The following is an 18,270-nucleotide window of genomic DNA, read 5'->3' as shown; positions in this document are numbered from 1 at the left end:
AAAATGAAAGCACTGTTTCCAGGGACCTTCGACCCGCCCACCGTCGGGCATCTCGACATCGTCACCCGGGCGGCCGCCGCCTTCGACGAGCTGATCGTCGCGACCGGGGTGAACCAGTCGAAGAACCGGCTGTTCGAGCCGCAGGAGCGGATCGAGATGCTGACCGAGCTGATCGCGCCGTTCCCGAACGTCCGGGTCGGCACCTTCGACGGGCTGCTGGTCGATTACTGCCGGGCCGAGGGCGCCGGCGTGATCGTGAAGGGCCTGCGCTCGGCCGCCGACTACGACTACGAGCTGCAGATGGCCCAGCTGAACCGGCGGATGACCGGGGTCGACACGCTCTTCTTCCCGACCGCCCCGGAGAACGCTTTCATCTCCTCCAGCTGGGTCAAGGAGATCGCCCGGCTCGGCGGCGATGTGAGCACGTTCGTGACCCCTGCCGTTCACTCCCGGTTACTGGACAAGTTCTAGGCTGGCCCCGAATTGGGCCCAGCGCCGCGGAGTTGGTAGTGTAGATCACCGGTCTCGACGAGACCGAGTTCCTGCCTGCCTGTGCTTGAAAGGTTTGCTCTGAGCGTCTTGGACCCGCGGTCCCCACTCGTGATCGATACGCACGAGCTGTCACGCCGCGCCGGGTCCCAACGCGAAGTCACTTTCACGGCGCCGGCGCCGGCAGATCTCGGAATCGACGTGATCGGCGTCCCCGAAGGCGACTCGATCCAGTTCGATCTACGGCTGGAAGCGGTGGTCGAAGGGGTGCTCGTCACCGGTACGGCCCGCGGCCGTCTGGTCGGGGAGTGCGCGCGGTGCCTGGTCGATATCGAGGACGAGTTCCTCGCTGACGTCCAGGAGCTGTACGTCTACCCGGAGAGCGAAGCCGAGCCGGACGAGGCCAGCCGGATGGAGGGCGATCTGATCGACCTCGAGCCGGCGCTGAGGGACCAGGTGGTGCTCGCACTACCGTTCCAGCCGCTGTGTACGGACGACTGTCCGGGTCTGTGCCCCGACTGCGGGGCACGCCTGGCGGACGATCCCGGCCACAAGCACGAGGACGGTGTCGACCCGCGTTGGGCCGCCCTCGGCGGTCTGCTCCAGACCGACGAACCACCGCAGCACAACTGAACACCAACGTCAGCTAGCCGGCCGGGTCCACCAGCCCCCGGCCGAACCGAGGAGTCATAACCGTGGCCGTTCCGAAGCGGAAGATGTCGCGCAGCAACACCCGTAGCCGCCGGGCCCAGTGGAAGACCACTGCCCCGTCGCTGGTGACCTGCGTGAACCCCGCCTGCCGCGCGAAGCACCTGCAGCACACCGTTTGCCCCAACTGCGGCCAGTACGGCGCCAAGGGCGAGCGTCGCCAGGTCGTCGAGAGCTAAACGGCACCCAACCCAGTGAACTCTGCCAACGAAACGGGGCTCTACGCCGAGCTGAACGAGCGGCTCGGCGTATCGCTGGCTGACGAATTGCTGGAGCACGCCTTCACCCACCGATCGTTCGCGTACGAGAACGGCGGGTTGCCGACGAACGAGCGGCTGGAGTTCCTCGGGGACTCCGTGCTCGGCGTCATCGTCACGGAGTCGCTGTTCCGGAACCACCCGGACCTGTCCGAGGGCCGGCTGGCCAAGTTACGGGCCGCGGTGGTCAACATGCGTGCGCTCGCGGGTGTCGCCCGCGAGCTCAAGCTCGGCAAGTACCTGCGGCTCGGCCGCGGGGAGGAAGCCACCGGCGGCCGGGACAAGTCGTCGATCCTGGCCGACTGCGTCGAGGCGCTGATCGGCGCCGTCTACCTGGACCGCGGGTTCGAGACCGCGGGCCTGGTGGTGCACCGGCTGTTCGACGACCTGATGGAGTCGTCGGCCCGGCTCGGCGCCGGCCTGGACTGGAAGACGTCGCTGCAGGAGCTGGTCGCCCAGCTCAGCGTCGGCGTCCCGGAGTACGTGATCGCGGAGTCCGGACCGGACCACGCGAAGACGTTCGAGGCCCGGGTCCGGATCGGCTCCGACACGTACGGTCACGGCATCGGCCGGAGCAAGAAGGAAGCCGAGCAGCAGGCCGCCGAGACCGCCTGGAAGGCCCTGCGCGCCGCGCATCCCGACAGCACGGATCCCTCGCAGCAGCCGTAGGTGCCCGAGCTTCCTGAGGTAGAGGTCGTCCGCCGGGGTCTGGCGGAGTTCACCACCGGCCGGACCATCGACGCGGTCGAGGTCCTGCATCCCCGCCCGGTACGGCGTCATGCCGCCGGGCCGGACGATTTCGTGGCCCGGCTCAAGGGCCAGGTGTTCGCCGAGCCGGCCCGCCGCGGGAAGTACCTGTGGCTCCCGCTGGAGTCCGGGGACGCCGTACTGACCCACCTCGGGATGAGCGGCCAGTTCCGGGTCCAGCCCGTCGGCGCGCCCGACGAGGCGCATCTCCGGGTCCGATTCCGCTTTGCGGACGACCTCGGAGAGGTCCGTTTTGTGGACCAGCGGATGTTCGGTGGTCTGTCGTACTCCGAGGGCGGTGCCGAGCTGCCCGCCGAGATCGCCCACATCGGCCGGGATCCGTTCGATCCTCTGTTCGATCCGGACGCGGTGACGGCGCGGATCAGGCGCCGCAAGACCGGACTGAAGCGGGCGCTGCTGGATCAGACCGTGGTCAGCGGGATCGGCAACATCTACGCCGACGAAGCGTTGTGGCGGGCCAAATTACACTACGCCCGTGCGACGGAAACATTGAAACCCCTGCAAATAAAGGGGATTCTGCAGCAGGCCCATGACGTGATGGCCGAGGCGCTGAACGTTGGTGGCACCAGCTTTGACGCGCTTTACGTCAACGTCAACGGGGAATCCGGGTACTTCGAGCGCGGCCTGAACGTCTACGGGCAGGAGGGATCGCCGTGCCCGCGGGACGGCCGGCCGATCCGTCGCGAGCCGTTCATGAACCGTTCGTCGTACCGGTGCCCGAAATGTCAGCCCGTTCCCCGCCACGTTCGCTGGTGAGCGAGGTATCGTTAATAAACGTGGCCCAGGTTGACCCGTCGCCCCCGCCGGTGTCACCCTGAAAGACGGCACACATTTTCAGCGCTCCTTCATGACCAGGACCTGGAGCGCACCCGGCCAGAACCCTTCCGGAGGACAGCACAATGGCCAAGGCTCTTCTAGGGCATCTTGGAGGCACTGACCCGCGCATGCTCGAGCAGGTTCGTCTGCTCAATCGGCGTGTCGCCGACCTGGAGGCGCACGTGATGCGTCTGCAGGCAGAGAACGACCACCTCGTCGCACAGATTCACGAGGGTCGCCTGCTGACCGTCGACGAGGCTTTGCGCGCCCCCGCTTCGGTCTGAGGACCCTAGCCGCGACAACAGAGAATTGCATCTCGACCGTCCGCACAACCACGGCGGTGGCCCCCGTCCGGGCCTCCGCCGGTTCTTTGTTCAGCAACTGTTGCCCTTATAGTCGGCTGCGGTCTTGCCGGTCGGCCTCCACAAGTTCCCGCGCATCTGTTTGTAGACTGCGCTGCGGAACTACTTCCCCCGGGTAGCGGCACGAGCAGTTACGACGGTTCCTTAGGTATCGTCTGTCCTTTCACGGGTTGGAGAGCTTCGCCTTGTACCTGAAGAGCATGACGCTCCGGGGATTCAAGTCGTTCGCGTCCGCGACGACGATGAACTTCGAACCAGGCATCACCTGCATCGTCGGACCCAACGGCTCCGGCAAGTCCAACGTCGTCGACGCACTGGCCTGGGTGATGGGTGAGCAGGGCGCGAAGTCGCTGCGCGGCGGCAAGATGGAGGACGTCATCTTCGCCGGCACCTCCGGCCGCGCCCCGCTGGGCCGCGCCGAGGTGGTGCTCACCATCGACAACACCGACGGCGCGCTGCCGATCGAGTACGCCGAGGTGACGATCAGCCGGACGATGTTCCGCAACGGCGGGTCCGACTACCAGATCAACGGCCAGAACTGCCGCCTGCTCGACGTCCAGGAGCTGCTCAGCGACTCCGGTATCGGCCGCGAGATGCACGTCATTGTCGGCCAGGGCCAGCTCGACTCGATCCTGCGCGCCACGCCGGAGGGCCGCCGCGGGTTCGTCGAGGAGGCCGCCGGCGTCCTGAAGCACCGCAAGCGCAAGGAAAAGGCGATCCGGAAGCTGGAGGCCACCGAGGGCAACCTGCACCGGCTCGGGGATCTGATCGCCGAGATCCGCCGCCAGTTGAAGCCGCTCGGGCGCCAGGCGGAGGTGGCGCGCCGCGCGGTGACGATCCAGGCGGAGGTCCGGGACGGCCGCGCGCGGCTGCTCGCCGACGACATCGTCCAGGCCCAGTCCGCGCTGGAGGCCGAGCTGCGGGACGAGGCCGCGCTGACAGAGCGCCGGTCCGAGACCGAGGCGAAGCTGCGGGAGGCCCGCGAGCTGGAGGCCGAGCTCGAGGACGCGCTCCGCGAGGACGCTCCGGCGCTCCAGGCCGCCCAGGACACCTGGTACCAGCTGTCCGGCTTCGGCGAGAAGATCAAAGGTACGGCGCGGATCGCCGCCGACCGGATCCGCTCGCTGAACGACGAGGCTGACGACGGACCGCGCTCCGGACGCGACCCGGAGGAGCTCGAGCTCGAGGCCGCTCGGGTCCGGGAGACCGAGGCCCAGATCGAGGCCGAGGTCGAGGCGCACTCCGAGCTGCTCGCCGAGTCGGTCGAGCGCCGCCAGCAGCTGGAGTCGCAGGAGGCCGAGGAGGAGCGCCGGATCTCCGCGCTGATCCGGGCCGCCGCAGACCGCCGCGAGGGCCTGGCCCGGCTGACCGGCCAGGTGAACGCGCTGCAGAGCCGCGCGGCCGCCGCCGAGTCCGAGATCGGCCGGCTCGCGAGCAACATGCACGAGGCCGAGGTCCGCGCCGCCAAGGCGCAGCACGACTTCACCGCGCTGGAGACCCAGGTCGCCGGGCTGGACGCAGGCGAGAAGGGGCTCGACGACCAGTTCGAGGCCGCTCAGGCGGTGCTCGACGAGATGGACGAGCGGCTGACGAAGCTCCGGGCCGAGGAGCGTGACGCCGAGCGCGAGCGCACTGGTCTCGCCGCACGCAAGGAAGCGCTCGAGCTGGGTCTGAACCGCAAGGACGGCGCCGGCGCCCTGCTGGCCGCCTCCGAGCAGGTCAACGGCCTGATGGGCTCGGTCGCCGCGCTACTGAGCGTGCGCGCCGGGTACGAGACGGCCATCGCGGCCGCCCTGGGCGAGGCCGCGGACGCGGTCGCAGTTACGCACGCTGACGCCGCGCTGCAGGCTGTCGGTCATCTGAAGCAGCATGACCTCGGCCGCGCCGGGATGCTGCTCGGCGACGCCCCCGCCGACGACTACTCCCTGTGGCCGGTGCTGCCGTACGGCGCGTCGTACGCCGTGGATGTCGTCGACTGCCCTGAGACCCTGCGGCCCGCTCTGCGGCGGCTGCTGCGCAAGGTCGCCGTGGTGGACGACGTACCGGCGGCGAAGTCCCTGGTGCGCAACCTGCCCGACGTGACGTGTACGACGCGGGCCGGCGACGTACTGGGCGCGCACTTCGCGTACGGCGGGTCGGACGCGGCGCCGAGCCTGATCGAGGTGCAGTCCGCGGTCGACGAGGCGGCGGAGAAGCTGCTCGAGGCGACGGCGCGGAGCGAGCGGCTGCGGTTCGAGCTGCAGGGGCTGGAGGACGAGCGGGCCCGGCAGAAGGAGTCCGTCGAGATCACTCTGGCCCGGCTGCACGAGTCCGACGCGGCGATGGCTGCGGTGGCGGAGCAGCTGGCGCACTTCGGGTCGCTGGCCAAGGCGTCCCGCGGTGAGGCGCAGCGGATGGGCGAGGCGATCGCTGCGGCTGAAGAGGAGCGCGACAAGAACCTGTCCGGCCTGGCCGAGCTCGAAGAGCGGCTGATGGACGCCGAGGCGTTCGACGACGACGGTGACGAGCCGGACACGTCGGAGCGTGACCGGCTGGCCGAGGCGGCCAAGGCGGGGCGTGCGACCGAGATGGAGGCGCGGCTGGCGCTGCGTACCACCGAGGAGCGGGCCCGGGCGCTGTCCGGCCGGGCTGACTCGCTGGAGCGCGCTGCCCGGCAGGAGCGCGAGGCGCGGGCCAGGGCGATCGCCCGGGCCGCACGGCGGGCACGGCAGGCTGACGCGGCGCAGGCCGTGCACCTGGCTGCTGGGCACGTGCTGGCCCGGCTGGAGTCCTCGCTGCAGCAGGCGGCGGCCGAGCGGTCGGCGATCCAGGCGCAGCGGGCCGACCGGGAGCAGGCGCTCTCGCAGGCGCGGTCCGCGACGCGGAACCTGAGCTCCGAGCTGGAGCAGCTCACCAACACGGTCCACCGGGACGCGCTGGCACGGGCCGAGCAGAAGATGCGGCTCGAGCAGCTGTACGAGAAGGCGCTGGGTGAGCTCGGTATCGAGGTCGACGCGCTGGTCACGGAGTACGGACCGGACCAACTGGTCCCGCCGCTGCCCAAGGACGGTGACGACGACACGCTGGAGCTCGAGGGCGAGCCGTTCAACCGGACCAAGGTCGAGAAGCGGCTGAAGCAGGCCGAACGGGCGCTGAACCAGCTCGGCAAGATCAACCCGCTCGCGCTCGAGGAGTTCGAGGCGATGGAGGAGCGGCACCGCTTCCTGTCCGAGCAGCTCGACGACCTCAGGAAGTCTCGCCGCGACCTGATGGACATCGTCAAGGAGGTCGACGAGCGGGTCGAGCAGGTCTTCACCGAGGCGTACCGCGATGTCGAGGTCGCGTTCGAGCATGTGTTCAGCCGGCTGTTCCCGGGCGGTGAGGGCCGACTCGTCCTGACCGACCCCGACGACATGCTCGGCACCGGTATCGACGTCGAGGCCCGGCCGCCCGGCAAGAAGGTCAAGCGGCTGTCGCTGCTGTCCGGCGGTGAGCGCTCACTGGTCGCGGTCGCGTTCCTGGTCGCGCTGTTCAAGGCCCGCCCGTCGCCGTTCTACATCCTCGACGAGGTCGAGGCCGCCCTCGACGACACGAACCTGGGCCGCCTGCTGGAGATCTACGAAGAGCTCCGCGAGAACAGCCAGCTCCTGGTCATCACCCACCAGAAGCGCACCATGGAGGTCGCCGACGCGCTGTACGGCGTGACCATGCGCGGCGACGGCGTCTCCGCGGTCATCTCCCAGCGGATCCGCGAACCCGAACCCGCCTGAGCCAGCCCATCTGAACCGGCCGTCTGAGGCTGTCTAGGCCGTGATCGTCATCGAGGCGAGCTGGTCGTCCTCGATGGCGAAGGTGAAGTGGGAGGGGCCGTTGAAGCCCTTCCCGCCCACCTGGGTCAGGATCGTCAGCGGGTTGCCGGCGACGGTGACCTGGGTGTCGGTGAACGTGGCCTGCTTACCGATCAATTCGTTCTGGCTCCAGGAGCGGATCTGGTCCGGGCCGCGGAACTCCCGGCCCCAGTCGTTGACGTAGCCCTCCGGGGCGAACGCCGCCACGAACGCGTCGTTGTCCTGCTCGTCGATCGCGGTGAGCGCGCGCTGGACCGCGGCTGGAATCTCCTGGCTCATGGTGGTGACGATAGCCCTCCGGGTTGAACCGATCCGTGAATCCGTACGTGTTGCGGGTGACGAACGGTCAACCTAGGAGGGTCCGATGAAGCGACTGAGCAGTGTGGTCGGCGTGATCGGCGCAGCGGTGCTCGGCCTATCGGGCCTGACCGCGTGCGGTGGTGACGATTCGAGCTCACCTTCCGGTTCGGGCTCCAGCAGCTCGGCGCCGGCCAGCGAGCCGGCTGCAACTGGGGCGAAGCTCGCGACGGCCGATGTCACCGGTCTCGGCAAGGTCGTTGTCGACGGCAACGGACGGACTGTTTACGTGTTCGACAAGGACGTTTCGGGCAAGTCCAACTGCGAGGGCGACTGCCTGGCCAAGTGGCCGGTGGTGGCCGCGGGCGACGGTACGCCGCAGCTCACCGGGATCGACGCCTCGCTGATCAGCACGATCACCCGCTCGGACGGCAGCAAGCAGTTGGCCATCGGGGGGCTGCCGCTCTACCTGTTCGCCAGTGACAGCGCGGCCGGTGAGGCCAAGGGCCAGGCCGTCGGCGGTGTCTGGTGGGTTGTCGGCGCAGACGGCAAGAAGATCACTACCCAAGCGAGCGGCTCCGGGAATGGCAACGGCTACTGAACCTCTGCTGGTGTTGGCACCGGCGAATCCCGGTATCGTGCGGCTCGTGGGTGACACCCCAGAGCCGCAGGATGCCGAGACGCTGATCCGCACGCTGTACGCCGAACACGGGCGCAGTCTGCTCGCCTACGCGACCCGTCTCACCGGAGACCGGGCCGCGGCCGAGGACGTCGTACAGGAGACACTGGTACGGGCGTGGAAGCACGCTGGCGACCTGACGACCGGCAGAGGGTCGGTGCGGGGCTGGCTACTGACGGTGGCGCGCAACATCGTCACCGACCGCGCCCGGGCCCGGGCGGTGCGTCCGGCCGAAGTGGCGGACGTGGTGGACAGGCCGCCGGTCCAGAGCGACCACTCCGAGTCCGTGGTGAACACCATGGTCGTGATGGACGCCCTGGACAAGGTGTCGCCCGAGCACCGTGACGTACTCGTGCAGCTGTACTACCGCGGGCGGTCCGTGGCAGAAGCTGCAAAAGAGCTGGGTGTCCCACCCGGTACCGTGAAATCGCGTTCGTACTACGCCCTCCGAGCTCTACGCGCGGTGATGGCCGGAACAGAAGCGGAGGTGTCCCGATGAACGAGCATGACCGTACGCAACTCGGCGCCTACGCCTTGGGTGCGTTGGAACCCGATGAGGTGGCCGAGGTCGACGCGCACCTTGCCGCCTGTGCAGAGTGCCGTGCCGAGCTCGCTGAGCTCGAGGAGATGAAGGACTTCCTCGGTGAGGTCCCACCGGAGGCGTTCCTGGAAGGGCCGCCGGAAGGTGGCGACCTGCTGCTGCAGCGCACGCTGCGGGAGGTCCGCGAGTCGTCGCCAGAGCCTGCCCCCGTACGGGTGCCTGCCAAGCACCGCGCCCCCCGCCGCTGGTTGATGGTGGCCGCCGCGCTCGTCGTGGTCGGTGGTGCCCTCGGTGGCGGCGTTGCACTCGGTCGCTCGACCGCACCGCCGCAGGCCACCGAGCCTGCAGCCGGCTACAAGGAAGTCACGGCGATTGATGCGGGGTCCGGCGCCAGGATGGCGACGACCGTCGAGCCGAGGACCGGGTGGAGCTGGGTGCAGGTGCAGGTCACGGGCCTGACGGCCGGAGACCAGTGCCAGCTGCTTGTCACCGACGACGCCGGCAAGACCTGGACGGCCGGTAGCTGGGTGGTGTCGGAGAAGGCAGCCAAGAACGGCAGCACGTTCGGCGGCGGTGTGCTGGTTCCGCTCAACAAGGTGCACTCCGTGGAGATCAGGACCCTTCAGGGAAAGCACGTGGTCACAGCAACGATCTGAAAGTAGTTGCGGGACACGAGAGGATGGGACCGTGGCTACTACAACCTCCGAGGACCTGCGGGAGCGCCGGAAGAACGCGGCGGACAACTGCGAGCGCTGGCTCGGCAACCGGCGAGTGCCGGCGCCGGACCGGCTGCAGCGGCTCGCAGAAGTCGCCACGGACGACCTCGTCGACATGTACGGCAACGGCGGCGAGGTCGCGGCGCTGGAGCAGGAAGTAGCCGAACTGCTGGGCAAGCCGGCAGCAGTGTTCCTGCCGACCGGCATCATGGCTCAGCAGAGTGTGCTCCGCGTGTACGCCGATCGCGCGGGGACCAGCCGGGTCGCAGTACACGGGCTGTCTCACCTCCTGGTGCACGAGCTGAACGCGCTGGAAGAGGTGCATCACCTACGGATCGAGCGGCTCACGTCAGAGCCACGCCAGCCCCGCCCGGACGAGCTGGCCGCGATCCCCGGCAAACTGGCCGCGGTCACGCTGGAGCTCCCGCTGCGCGATGCCGGGTACGTCCTGCCGACGTGGGACGAGCTGGTCGTCTTCTCCGAGTACTGCGCCAAGCGCGGCGTACCGCTGCATCTGGACGGCGCCCGCCTGTGGGAGAGCACGCCGTACCTCGAACACAGCCTGGCTGAGATCGCTGCGCTGGCTTCAACCGTCTACGTGTCGTTCTACAAGGTGCTCGGCGGCATCAGCGGTGCCGCACTGGCCGGCCCCGAGGACGTCATCGCCGAAGTACGCCGGTGGCAGCGCCGGCTCGGCGGCAACCTCTTCTCGCTCTTCCCGTACGCCGTGTCCGCGCGCGACGGGCTGCGGACGGTTCTCCCGCTGATGGACGACCTGCACCAGCGCGCGGTCGAGGTCGCAATGGCCTTGCAGAGCGAGGGTTTCCGCGTCTTCCCGGAGCCGCCGCACACGAACTCGTTCCGCCTCTACGCGCCGCGGGCGGCCGATTCGATCGAGCACGCGTCGATCGATAGGATGGAGCGGACACGTGAGGCGCTGTGCTCTCCGTGGCAGCCGGCCGATGTTCCGGGCTGGTCGTGGATCGAGATGGTGATGACGCCGCACTCGCTGACCTGGCAGGTCGACGAGATCGCGAAGGCGTTCGGGGAACTTCTCACGCGCTGAGAGCGTCGGGAAGTGTGTTGGGGCATGGGGATTCGGGGAGTGAAGTGCTGACTTTCGTTGTGACGATGGTTGTTCTGCTGGTGCTGTCGGGCCTGGTGCTGCTTGCTGTGGCGCGGGGAGAAGGTAAGCGCTTCGGGTAGTGTCGCCGGATATGAGGCGACTCATCTTCCAGGAGTACGTGACGCTCGACGGGTACGCCGCCGAGCTTGATGGGGGACTGGAGTTCTTCGACTCCATCGCGGACGACACCGACTCTGCCGACGACGACAATCTCCGACTGCTCGAGAGCGTCGACACGATGCTGCTCGGCGCCGAGACGTACCGGTTGTTCGCGGGCTACTGGCCGACCGACGCCTCCGCGGACGAGCCGATCGCGCCGATGCTGAACGCGCTGCGTCTGGTCGTCGTGTCGACCAGGCTGGACAGTGCGCCGTGGGGGTCCTATGAACCGGGTCTGGTGATCCGCGATCTCGATGCGGTGCGTGCGCTGAAGGCCGAGGACACCGGCAAGGACATCATCCTGTGGGGCAGCATCACGCTGTTCCAGTCGTTGCTGCGCGCCGGACTGGTCGACGAGGTCCAGTTGCGCATCTGTCCGATCCTGCTGGGTGCAGGCAAGAGTGCGTTCCCCAGCGGCGAGCCACCGGTCCAGCTGGAACTGATCGAGGCACGCCCGTGGGCCAACGGCGGCGTACTGGTGCGCTACCGGCCGGCTAGCTGACCGCGTCCACGATCGCCTTTACGATCGGGGCGGCGATGGTGATCGTGGGCAGGACCAGCAGAGTGACCGCGCCGGCGTACGTCACTGTGGCGAGCACGCGCTCGTCAGGAGCCGGGTCGGCCAGGCGCTCGACCCGGAGGACAGTGGCGGACTTGGCTGCCGCCAGAGCCGCTTCAGGTGCCGGTGAGCCGGCCAGTGCGACCAGAGCGCGGGCCAGCGGGCCTGGGCCGCTGCGGCGGCGCGCATCGTCGTCAGCCAGGAGCTCCACCAGCGTGCGGGCCTGCTCCAGCGCCACGTCGCTACGCACCCAGCGCGGGAACGCGTGGTGCAGCGCTGTGAACTCCTCCAGCACCAGGTCGTGACGTGCCCGGAGATGCGCCTGCTCGTGGGCCAGCACTGCCTTCAGCTCGCTGTCGTCCAGCCGGTCCAGCGCACCGACCGACACGACGACCCGTGCGCCTCGCAGTGCCGGCAGGCAGTACGCCAGCGGCGTCTCCTCGGCCAGCACTCGCAGTCCGGGGATCAGTCCGTCCGGAGTGGCGAGTACGTCGACCAGATCGCGGTGCCGCTTGCGACGTGCCCTTGTACCGACTGCGACTTTCCCGACAGCCCAGAGCAGCCTGATGACGACCGACGCAGTCATCGCGAGGATCAATGCGGCTACGAGGTCCCGCGGCGACGACGGGTCGAACTTCGGCTTGCCGGGCTCGCCCGCGATCGAGTACGAGAGCGCTATGCCGGCCCCCAGCGCAGCCAGTACAGCGGCCAGGGCGATCGCCTGCCAGAGGATGACGGCGGCGCGGGGGACCCGGTAGGGCCAGTTGGAGCGAGCCAGCACGGCCGGTGCAGGGCCGGTGAGGACGAGCGCGAGGACGGCCAGCAGGACCGGGGTGATCACCCCGTCCGCTCCTGACCGTCCAGCCGGGACAGGGCCTCGCGCAGGAGCGCTGCTTCCTCGTCGGACACCTGGCCGACGAAGCGGACCAGTGCCTCGCGTCGGTCGCCGGCGCGGTCGAGCGCGTCCCGCATCAGGTCGGCGGCCAGCTCCTCACGCGGCGCGGCCGCGCGGTAGCGCCAGGCCTTGCCGTCGCGCTCGCGCTCGGTCAGCTTCTTCTTGGCCAGCCGGTCCAGGACGGTCATCACGGTGGTGTAGGCGAGCTCCCGGGTGCCGGCCAGCCGCTCGTGCACCTCGCGCACGGTCAACGCCGTCGACGCAGCCCACAGCTGCTCCATCACCAGGCGCTCAAGGTCTCCCAAGGGCCGTGGTCCTCTGTCCTCACTCGCCACGTGACCAGTATAACTACACGTCGTAGTAGATCCGCGCTAACATCTACTACGAAACGTCGTAGATGGCTGGGGAGGCCTTCCGATGGACACGCTGGATCTGGCCCGGTGGCAGTTCGCGATCACCACCGTGTACCACTTCTTCTTCGTCCCGGTGACGATCTCGCTGGTCGCGATCACGGCCGGCCTGCAGACCGCGTGGTACCGCACCGGCAAGGAGAAGTACCTGCGGCTGACCAAGTTCTACGGGAAGCTGTTCCTGATCAACATCGCGATGGGCGTGGTCACCGGGCTGGTGCAGGAGTTCCAGTTCGGCATGAACTGGAGCGACTACTCGCGCTTCGTCGGGGACGTGTTCGGCGCCCCGCTCGCGCTCGAAGGATTGCTCGCGTTCTTCCTCGAGTCGACGTTCATCGGCCTGTGGATCTTCGGCTGGGAGCGCCTGCCCAAGCTCGTGCACCTCGGCTGCATCTGGATGGTCGTGCTCGGCACGCAACTCTCGGCGTACTTCATCCTCGCGGCCAACTCGTGGATGCAGAACCCGGTCGGCTTCCGCTACAACGCCATCCGTGGTCGCGCCGAGTTGACGGATCTCGGGGCGGTGCTGACCAACAAGGTCGTGCTGGTCACGTACCCGCACACGATCTTCGCCGCGTTCATGGTCGGCGGCGCGTTCGTCGCGGGTGTCGCGTTGTGGCACCTGATCCGGCGGCCGTTGGTGGACAAGGACGTGTTCCGGTCGGCGCTGAAGATCGGCGCGTCGGTCGTGCTGGTGGCCAGCGTGGGCGTCGCGATCAGCGGTGACCTGCAGGGCAAGGTGATGACCGAAGTACAGCCGATGAAGATGGCCGCGGCGGAGGCGCTGTACCAGACCGAGAAGCCGGCGTCGTTCTCGGTCTTCACCGTCGGCACGCTGGACGGGTCGAAGGAGATCTTCTCGATCAAGCTGCCGTACCTGCTGTCGTTCCTGGCCACCGGGCACTTCAACGGTGAGGTCAAGGGCATCAACTCGCTGCAGGACGCGTACGAGCAGTTGTACGGCCCGGGGTCGTACAAGCCGAACATCCCGCTGACCTACTGGACCTTCCGGCTGATGATCGGCGTCGGGATGGCGTCCGCGGCGGTCGCGCTGTGGTTACTGTGGACAACGCGCCGCGGCCGGGCGCCTACTCGCTGGTTGATCTGGCTGGCAGCGCCGTTGCCGCTGCTGCCGCTGATCGCGAACACCTTCGGCTGGGTCTTCACCGAGACCGGACGGCAGCCCTGGCTGGTCTTCGGGTTGTTGCCCACGGCATCGGGTGTGTCACCCAGTACGACGAGCGGCGAGGTGATCACGTCACTGGCCGGATTCACCCTGCTGTACGGCGCACTCGCGATCGTCGAGACCAAGCTGATGCTGCGAACGATCCGCGGCGGACTGGCCGGGACCGACGATCCACCGGAGACCTCACCGGATCAGCCCGACAAACCACTCTCGTTCGCGTACTGAGGGGCTCGAGATGGAACTGACGACTGTGTGGTTCATCGCGATCGCGATGCTGTGGACCGGGTACTTCGTGCTCGAGGGCTTCGACTTCGGAGTCGGGATGCTGTTCCGCCTACTCGGCCGCAACGAGCCCGAACGAAAAGCGGCGATCACCACCATCGGACCGGTCTGGGACGGCAACGAGGTCTGGCTGATCATGGCCGGCGCCGCCACGTTCGCAGCGTTCCCCGAGTGGTACGCGACGCTGTTCAGCGGCTTCTACCTGCCGCTGTTCCTGATCCTGGTCGGGCTGATCGTGCGCGGCGTCGCACTGGAGTACCGCGGCAAGCGCGACGATCCGGTCTGGCGTGGCCGGATGGATCTGATGATCATGATCGGCTCGCTGCTGCCCGCGCTGCTGTGGGGCATTGCCTTCGGCAACATCGTGCGCGGCGTACCGCTGGACGCCGATCATGAGTATGTCGGGAGCTTCGGGACGTTGCTCAACCCGTTCGCACTGCTCGGCGGACTCACCTTCGTCGCGGTGTTCATCACGCACGGCGCGATCTTCCTCGCGCTGCGCACCACCGACGACCTGCGCGCCCGCGCCAACCGGCTCGCCACACGCACCGGGGTCGTCGCCGCGGTGCTCACGATCGCCTTCCTGGCCTGGGCGCAGGCGCTGCGCGGCGACACTGCCTCGATCATCATCACGATCGTGGCCGTCGTCGCATTCGCCGGAGGTCTGGTTGCGAACCTGTTGCGTCGCGAGGGTTGGGCCTTCATCGGTACGACGGTGGCCATCGGGCTGGCTGTCGTGTCGTTGTTCGTCGCGCTGTTCCCGGATGTGATGCCGTCGACGCTGGAGCCCGGGTCGACGCTGACCGTGGTCGAGGCGGCGTCCTCGGCGTACACGTTGAAGGCGCTGACGATCATCACGGGGATCTTCTTCCCGCTGGTCCTGCTGTATCAGGGCTGGACGTACTGGGTGTTCCGGAAGCGTGTGATGGTGGCGGCGTCGTGAAGCCGCTCGACCCGCGGTTGCTGCGGAGGGCCAGGGGCGCCCGGGTCTTCCTCGCCGCGTCGGTACTGATCGGTGTCGCGAGTGGCGTGCTGATCGTCGTACAGGCTGTGCTGCTGGCGCATGGCATCACCGGCGTCGTACTGCGGGGCACTGGCGTAGCAGGTGTGGCGCTGGCGTTGGCACTGGTTGTTGCGGGGCGGGCATTACTGGTGTGGGCGCAGGAGGTGGTCGCGCAGCGCGCTGCGGCAGCGGTGAAGTCGACGCTGCGGCGGCAGGTGCTGGAGCACTCGCTGAAGCTCGGACCGGTGTGGCTGAGTGGTGAACGCAGCAGTGCGCTCACAACGCTGCTCACCAAGGGACTTGACGACCTGGACCCGTACTTCGCCCGCTACCTGCCGCAGCTCGTACTGGCGTCGACGGTGCCGGCCGGTGTGATCGGCTGGATGGCGACGGGCGATCTGATCGCCGCGGGGACGGTGCTGGTCACACTGCCGTTGATCCCGATCTTCATGGCGCTGATCGGCTGGGCGACACAGGCACGCAGCCGGCGGCGTCAGCATGCGCTGGCGGTGCTGGCGCATCACTTCGCTGATGTGATTGGCGGACTGACCACGCTGAAGCTTTTCGGACGCGCGAAGGCCCAGGAGTCCGCCGTACGTCGGGTGACCGATCAGCACCGTGCCGCGTCGATGGGGAGTCTGCGGTTGGCGTTCTTGTCGTCGTTCGCGCTGGAGTTGCTGGCCAGCATCTCCGTGGCGCTGGTTGCGGTAGGCGTCGGGCTCCGGCTTGTCGACGGGAAGCTGGGGCTGGAGACGGCGTTGATGGTCCTGATCCTGGCGCCGGAGGCGTACTTGCCGTTGCGGCAGGTCGGACTGCAGTTCCACGCGAGTGCGGACGGGGTTGCCGCGAGCGAGGAGGTGTTCCGCGTCCTGGAGACGCCGCTGCCGGTGCGGGGCGACCGGACCGATGTGCCTGACCTGCGTGTGAGTCCGGTGCAGCTGTACGACGTGACGGTGCGGTACCCGGGGCGTGACGAGCCTGCGCTGGATGGGTTCGACCTGGAGCTGCGGCCGGGGGAGGTAGTGGCGCTGACCGGTCCTAGTGGCGCTGGGAAGTCGACCGCTCTGGCCGTGCTGCTTGGGTTTGTCGAGCCGGAGCGCGGTGTGGTCGTGGCTGGTGGCAGTGCGGCCGACGAGTTCGACCCGGCCGAGTGGCGGCGCCAGTTCGCCTGGGTGCCTCAGCGGCCCGGGCTGCGCCTCGGCACAGTCGCCGACAACGTGCGGCTCGGCTGCCCGACCGCATCCGACGACGAGGTCCGCCTGGCCCTCCTCACTGCAGGTGCCGGTGAGCTCGCGTTGGACAAGCCGGTCGGAGAGCAAGGCCAACTCCTGTCCGGCGGCCAGCAACGCCGAGTCGCCCTGGCTCGAGCACTCATCACCAATGCCCCCGTACTCCTGCTGGACGAGCCGACCGCTGGTCTGGATCCGGACGCCGAAGCAGCCGTCATCACCGGTCTCCGCTCTACCGGCCGCACGGTCCTGATGGTCGCCCACCGCCCCGCGCTGATTGCAGCTGCCGACCGAACAGTCTCCGTAGGAACCCGAGAGCTGGTGAACGCATGAGCACGCCGTGGCAGTTGGTGCGGCCGGAGCCGGGTGTGCGGTGGCGGCTGGTGCTCGCGTTGGCATTGGGCGTTGCAGCTGCGGGGTCGGCGGTGGCTCTACTGGCAACCTCGGCCTGGTTGATTACTGCTGCCTCCGCCCAGCCTCCGATCCTGCTGTTGCTGGTGCCGATTGTGGCGGTGCGGGCGTTCGGTGTCGGCCGCGGTGTCTTCCGGTACGTCGAGCGCCTGGTCGGCCACGACGCGGCGTACCGGGTCCTGGGCGAGACGCGGGCCCGCGTCACCGGTCGACTCGAGAAGATCGGACCGACGTCCCAGCGGAAGGGCGACCTGCTCGCCCGGCTCGTGCTGGACGTGGATGCGGTCCTCGATCTCTGGCTGCGTGTACTCCTGCCAGTCGCAGTAGCCGGCGTCACAGCCGCCGCGACTGTGGCTCTCCTCGCACTACTCCTCCCAGCAGCCGGTGCAGCAGTCGCGCTGGCAGTCCTCGTCGCCTGCACTGTCGTACCGTGGCTGACCGCCCACACCGCCGAGCGAGCCGAGCGCAACATCGCCGGCGCCCGCGGAGACGTGGCGGCCACCACCACCGAGACCCTGCTCACCGCAGCCGACGTACTGGCCTACAACGCGGTCGACGCGGTCCTGGACGACTTCTCCCGCCACGACGCCCGCCTGGCCGCCGCCGAACGCCGCTCTGCCTGGAGCGCCGGCCTCGGCAGCGCCCTCCTCGTCCTCTGCATCGGCGGCGCCAGCATCGCCGCACTCATCCTCGGCAGTACGGCGAACATCACCGGCGCAGTGTTCGCAGTACTCGTCCTCACCCCACTCGCCCTGGCCGACGTACTCGGCGGCATCCCGGCCGCCGCCCAACTAGCCATCCGGGTCCGAGCCGCACTGGGCCGCGTCCAGGAGCTCGTGGACACCCCGGACGCGGTCACCGAGCCGACCGACCCACTACCTCTCCCGACCGGACGCGACCTGCAGGTGAAGCTGCTCCGCGTCGGGTACGACGACACCGACGTACTGGACGGGCTCAGCCTGGATATGCCCGCCGGGAGCCGCGTGGTGATCACCGGCCCGAGCGGTTCGGGCAAGAGCACCTTGGCCGCAGTACTGCTGCGGTTCCTCGAGCCGCGCGGGGGAGAGGTGCTGCTGGACGGTGTGGACCTGGCCAGGCTCGAAGGCGACCAGGTGCGGTCCGTCGTCGGCCTGCTGACCCAGGAGAGCCACGTCTTCGACACGAGCATCCGGGAGAACCTGCTGCTCGCAAAGCCCGGCGTGAGCGACCTGCAACTGTGGAAGGCGCTCTACCGTGCTCGGCTCGGACTCTTCGTCGAGAAGCTGCCGGACGGCCTCGACACGATGGTCGGCGAGCACGGTGCCCGGCTGTCCGGTGGTGAGCGCCAGCGGCTCGCGTTCGCGCGGCTCCTGCTCGCCGACCGCGACGTACTCGTGCTGGACGAGCCGACCGAGCACCTGGACGAGGAGACCGGCCGGGCGTTGCTCGCCGACCTGTTCGCGGCGGCCGGCGAGCGGACCGTCGTACTGCTCACCCATCGGCCCGAGCTGGCGCCTCCTCACGTACCGCGACAACTGGTTTGCCTGACGTGACAAATGCGGGCGGCGGGC

At 68.6% G+C, this 18,270-nt stretch carries 19 protein-coding genes; 16 read left to right on the top strand and 3 right to left on the bottom strand.

The window, feature by feature from the left end; translation table 11 throughout:
* Positions 1-3: 3 nt before the first annotated feature.
* The 7 genes from coaD (at position 4) to smc (ending at position 7,149) form a co-directional block, all read left to right on the top strand.
* Complete coding sequence (gene coaD / locus ACQPYH_RS30615; RefSeq protein ID WP_432878292.1) at positions 4-471, top strand: pantetheine-phosphate adenylyltransferase; 468 nt, start codon at positions 4-6, stop codon at positions 469-471.
* Positions 472-600: 129 nt separating this feature from the next.
* Entirely contained in the window at positions 601-1,122 is a 522-nt protein-coding gene (locus ACQPYH_RS30610) for a YceD family protein (RefSeq protein WP_432878289.1), read from the top strand.
* 62 nt (positions 1,123-1,184) lie between these two features.
* The gene (gene rpmF / locus ACQPYH_RS30605) at positions 1,185-1,376 is read left to right on the top strand and encodes a 50S ribosomal protein L32 (RefSeq protein WP_130387616.1); all 192 of its coding nucleotides are present in this window, start codon (positions 1,185-1,187) and stop codon (positions 1,374-1,376) included.
* A gap of 15 nt (positions 1,377-1,391) precedes the next feature.
* Positions 1,392-2,123, top strand: coding sequence for a ribonuclease III (rnc, locus tag ACQPYH_RS30600; RefSeq protein ID WP_130449169.1), 732 nt, complete (start codon positions 1,392-1,394; stop codon positions 2,121-2,123).
* Positions 2,124-2,978 carry a bifunctional DNA-formamidopyrimidine glycosylase/DNA-(apurinic or apyrimidinic site) lyase gene (mutM, locus tag ACQPYH_RS30595; protein ID WP_432878285.1) on the top strand — a complete coding sequence of 285 codons (855 nt, stop codon included), beginning with the start codon at positions 2,124-2,126 and terminating at the stop codon, positions 2,976-2,978.
* 188 nt (positions 2,979-3,166) lie between these two features.
* Entirely contained in the window at positions 3,167-3,322 is a 156-nt protein-coding gene (locus ACQPYH_RS30590; protein WP_233715190.1) for a hypothetical protein, read from the top strand.
* Positions 3,323-3,600: 278 nt separating this feature from the next.
* The gene (gene smc, locus ACQPYH_RS30585) at positions 3,601-7,149 is read left to right on the top strand and encodes a chromosome segregation protein SMC (RefSeq protein WP_432878282.1); all 3,549 of its coding nucleotides are present in this window, start codon (positions 3,601-3,603) and stop codon (positions 7,147-7,149) included.
* A 33-nt stretch (positions 7,150-7,182) separates the two neighbouring features.
* Here smc and ACQPYH_RS30580 read toward each other — a convergent pair whose 3' ends face one another.
* Positions 7,183-7,506: a nuclear transport factor 2 family protein gene (locus ACQPYH_RS30580; RefSeq protein WP_432878279.1), complete on the bottom strand. Its 324-nt coding sequence runs from the start codon at positions 7,504-7,506 to the stop codon at positions 7,183-7,185.
* A gap of 85 nt (positions 7,507-7,591) precedes the next feature.
* On the opposite strand from ACQPYH_RS30580, the gene ACQPYH_RS30575 reads away from it, so the two are divergent.
* The 5 genes from ACQPYH_RS30575 (at position 7,592) to ACQPYH_RS30555 (ending at position 11,247) form a co-directional block, all read left to right on the top strand.
* Positions 7,592-8,125 carry a COG4315 family predicted lipoprotein gene (locus tag ACQPYH_RS30575; RefSeq protein WP_432878277.1) on the top strand — a complete coding sequence of 178 codons (534 nt, stop codon included), beginning with the start codon at positions 7,592-7,594 and terminating at the stop codon, positions 8,123-8,125.
* Between the two features lie 46 nt (positions 8,126-8,171).
* Complete coding sequence (locus ACQPYH_RS30570) at positions 8,172-8,702, top strand: sigma-70 family RNA polymerase sigma factor (protein WP_432878274.1); 531 nt, start codon at positions 8,172-8,174, stop codon at positions 8,700-8,702.
* Complete coding sequence (locus ACQPYH_RS30565; RefSeq protein WP_432878272.1) at positions 8,699-9,400, top strand: anti-sigma factor family protein; 702 nt, start codon at positions 8,699-8,701, stop codon at positions 9,398-9,400. The genes ACQPYH_RS30570 and ACQPYH_RS30565 overlap by 4 nt, the downstream gene beginning before the upstream one ends.
* A gap of 31 nt (positions 9,401-9,431) precedes the next feature.
* The gene (locus ACQPYH_RS30560) at positions 9,432-10,526 is read left to right on the top strand and encodes a threonine aldolase family protein (protein ID WP_432878269.1); all 1,095 of its coding nucleotides are present in this window, start codon (positions 9,432-9,434) and stop codon (positions 10,524-10,526) included.
* 151 nt (positions 10,527-10,677) lie between these two features.
* Entirely contained in the window at positions 10,678-11,247 is a 570-nt protein-coding gene (locus ACQPYH_RS30555; protein WP_432878267.1) for a dihydrofolate reductase family protein, read from the top strand.
* Here the strand turns inward: ACQPYH_RS30555 and ACQPYH_RS30550 are convergent.
* A complete protein-coding gene (locus tag ACQPYH_RS30550; protein ID WP_432878264.1) occupies positions 11,240-12,145 on the bottom strand; it encodes a M56 family metallopeptidase in 906 nt (301 codons plus the stop codon). The genes ACQPYH_RS30555 and ACQPYH_RS30550 overlap by 8 nt on opposite strands.
* Positions 12,142-12,504: a BlaI/MecI/CopY family transcriptional regulator gene (locus tag ACQPYH_RS30545; RefSeq protein ID WP_338419177.1), complete on the bottom strand. Its 363-nt coding sequence runs from the start codon at positions 12,502-12,504 to the stop codon at positions 12,142-12,144. The genes ACQPYH_RS30550 and ACQPYH_RS30545 overlap by 4 nt, the downstream gene beginning before the upstream one ends.
* A 112-nt stretch (positions 12,505-12,616) precedes the next feature.
* Between ACQPYH_RS30545 and ACQPYH_RS30540 the strand changes: the two genes are divergently transcribed.
* Genes ACQPYH_RS30540 through cydC form a run of 4 tightly spaced genes read left to right on the top strand, consistent with a single transcriptional unit; the run spans position 12,617 to position 18,252 of the window.
* Positions 12,617-14,020 carry a cytochrome ubiquinol oxidase subunit I gene (locus ACQPYH_RS30540; RefSeq protein WP_432878261.1) on the top strand — a complete coding sequence of 468 codons (1,404 nt, stop codon included), beginning with the start codon at positions 12,617-12,619 and terminating at the stop codon, positions 14,018-14,020.
* A 10-nt stretch (positions 14,021-14,030) separates the two neighbouring features.
* A complete protein-coding gene (cydB, locus tag ACQPYH_RS30535; RefSeq protein WP_432878258.1) occupies positions 14,031-15,020 on the top strand; it encodes a cytochrome d ubiquinol oxidase subunit II in 990 nt (329 codons plus the stop codon).
* Positions 15,017-16,642 (top strand): thiol reductant ABC exporter subunit CydD, encoded by a 1,626-nt coding sequence (gene cydD / locus ACQPYH_RS30530; RefSeq protein WP_432878255.1) that lies wholly within the window; start codon positions 15,017-15,019, stop codon positions 16,640-16,642. The genes cydB and cydD overlap by 4 nt, the downstream gene beginning before the upstream one ends.
* Entirely contained in the window at positions 16,639-18,252 is a 1,614-nt protein-coding gene (cydC, locus tag ACQPYH_RS30525) for a thiol reductant ABC exporter subunit CydC (RefSeq protein WP_432878252.1), read from the top strand. The genes cydD and cydC overlap by 4 nt, the downstream gene beginning before the upstream one ends.
* The last annotated feature ends 18 nt before the right edge of the window (positions 18,253-18,270 follow it).

The organism is Kribbella sp. CA-245084 (assembly GCF_050942355.1).
Lineage (GTDB): Bacteria > Actinomycetota > Actinomycetes > Propionibacteriales > Kribbellaceae > Kribbella.
The sequence above is the reverse complement of the archived record's forward strand: the minus strand, read 5'-3'. Positions and strand labels throughout refer to the sequence as shown.

Excerpts from the sequence above, each read along its gene's own strand:
- cydB (WP_432878258.1), top strand. The coding sequence starts at position 14,031 with ATGGAACTGACGACTGTGTGGTTCATCGCGATCGCGATGCTGTGGACC.
- ACQPYH_RS30540 (WP_432878261.1), top strand. The coding sequence starts at position 12,617 with ATGGACACGCTGGATCTGGCCCGGTGGCAGTTCGCGATCACCACCGTG.
- ACQPYH_RS30575 (WP_432878277.1), top strand. The coding sequence starts at position 7,592 with ATGAAGCGACTGAGCAGTGTGGTCGGCGTGATCGGCGCAGCGGTGCTC.
- ACQPYH_RS30555 (WP_432878267.1), top strand. The coding sequence starts at position 10,678 with ATGAGGCGACTCATCTTCCAGGAGTACGTGACGCTCGACGGGTACGCC.
- smc (WP_432878282.1), top strand. The coding sequence starts at position 3,601 with ATGACGCTCCGGGGATTCAAGTCGTTCGCGTCCGCGACGACGATGAAC.
- ACQPYH_RS30580 (WP_432878279.1), bottom strand. The coding sequence starts at position 7,506 with ATGAGCCAGGAGATTCCAGCCGCGGTCCAGCGCGCGCTCACCGCGATC.
- ACQPYH_RS30590 (WP_233715190.1), top strand. The coding sequence starts at position 3,167 with ATGCTCGAGCAGGTTCGTCTGCTCAATCGGCGTGTCGCCGACCTGGAG.
- ACQPYH_RS30565 (WP_432878272.1), top strand. The coding sequence starts at position 8,699 with ATGAACGAGCATGACCGTACGCAACTCGGCGCCTACGCCTTGGGTGCG.
- coaD (WP_432878292.1), top strand. The coding sequence starts at position 4 with ATGAAAGCACTGTTTCCAGGGACCTTCGACCCGCCCACCGTCGGGCAT.
- cydC (WP_432878252.1), top strand. The coding sequence starts at position 16,639 with ATGAGCACGCCGTGGCAGTTGGTGCGGCCGGAGCCGGGTGTGCGGTGG.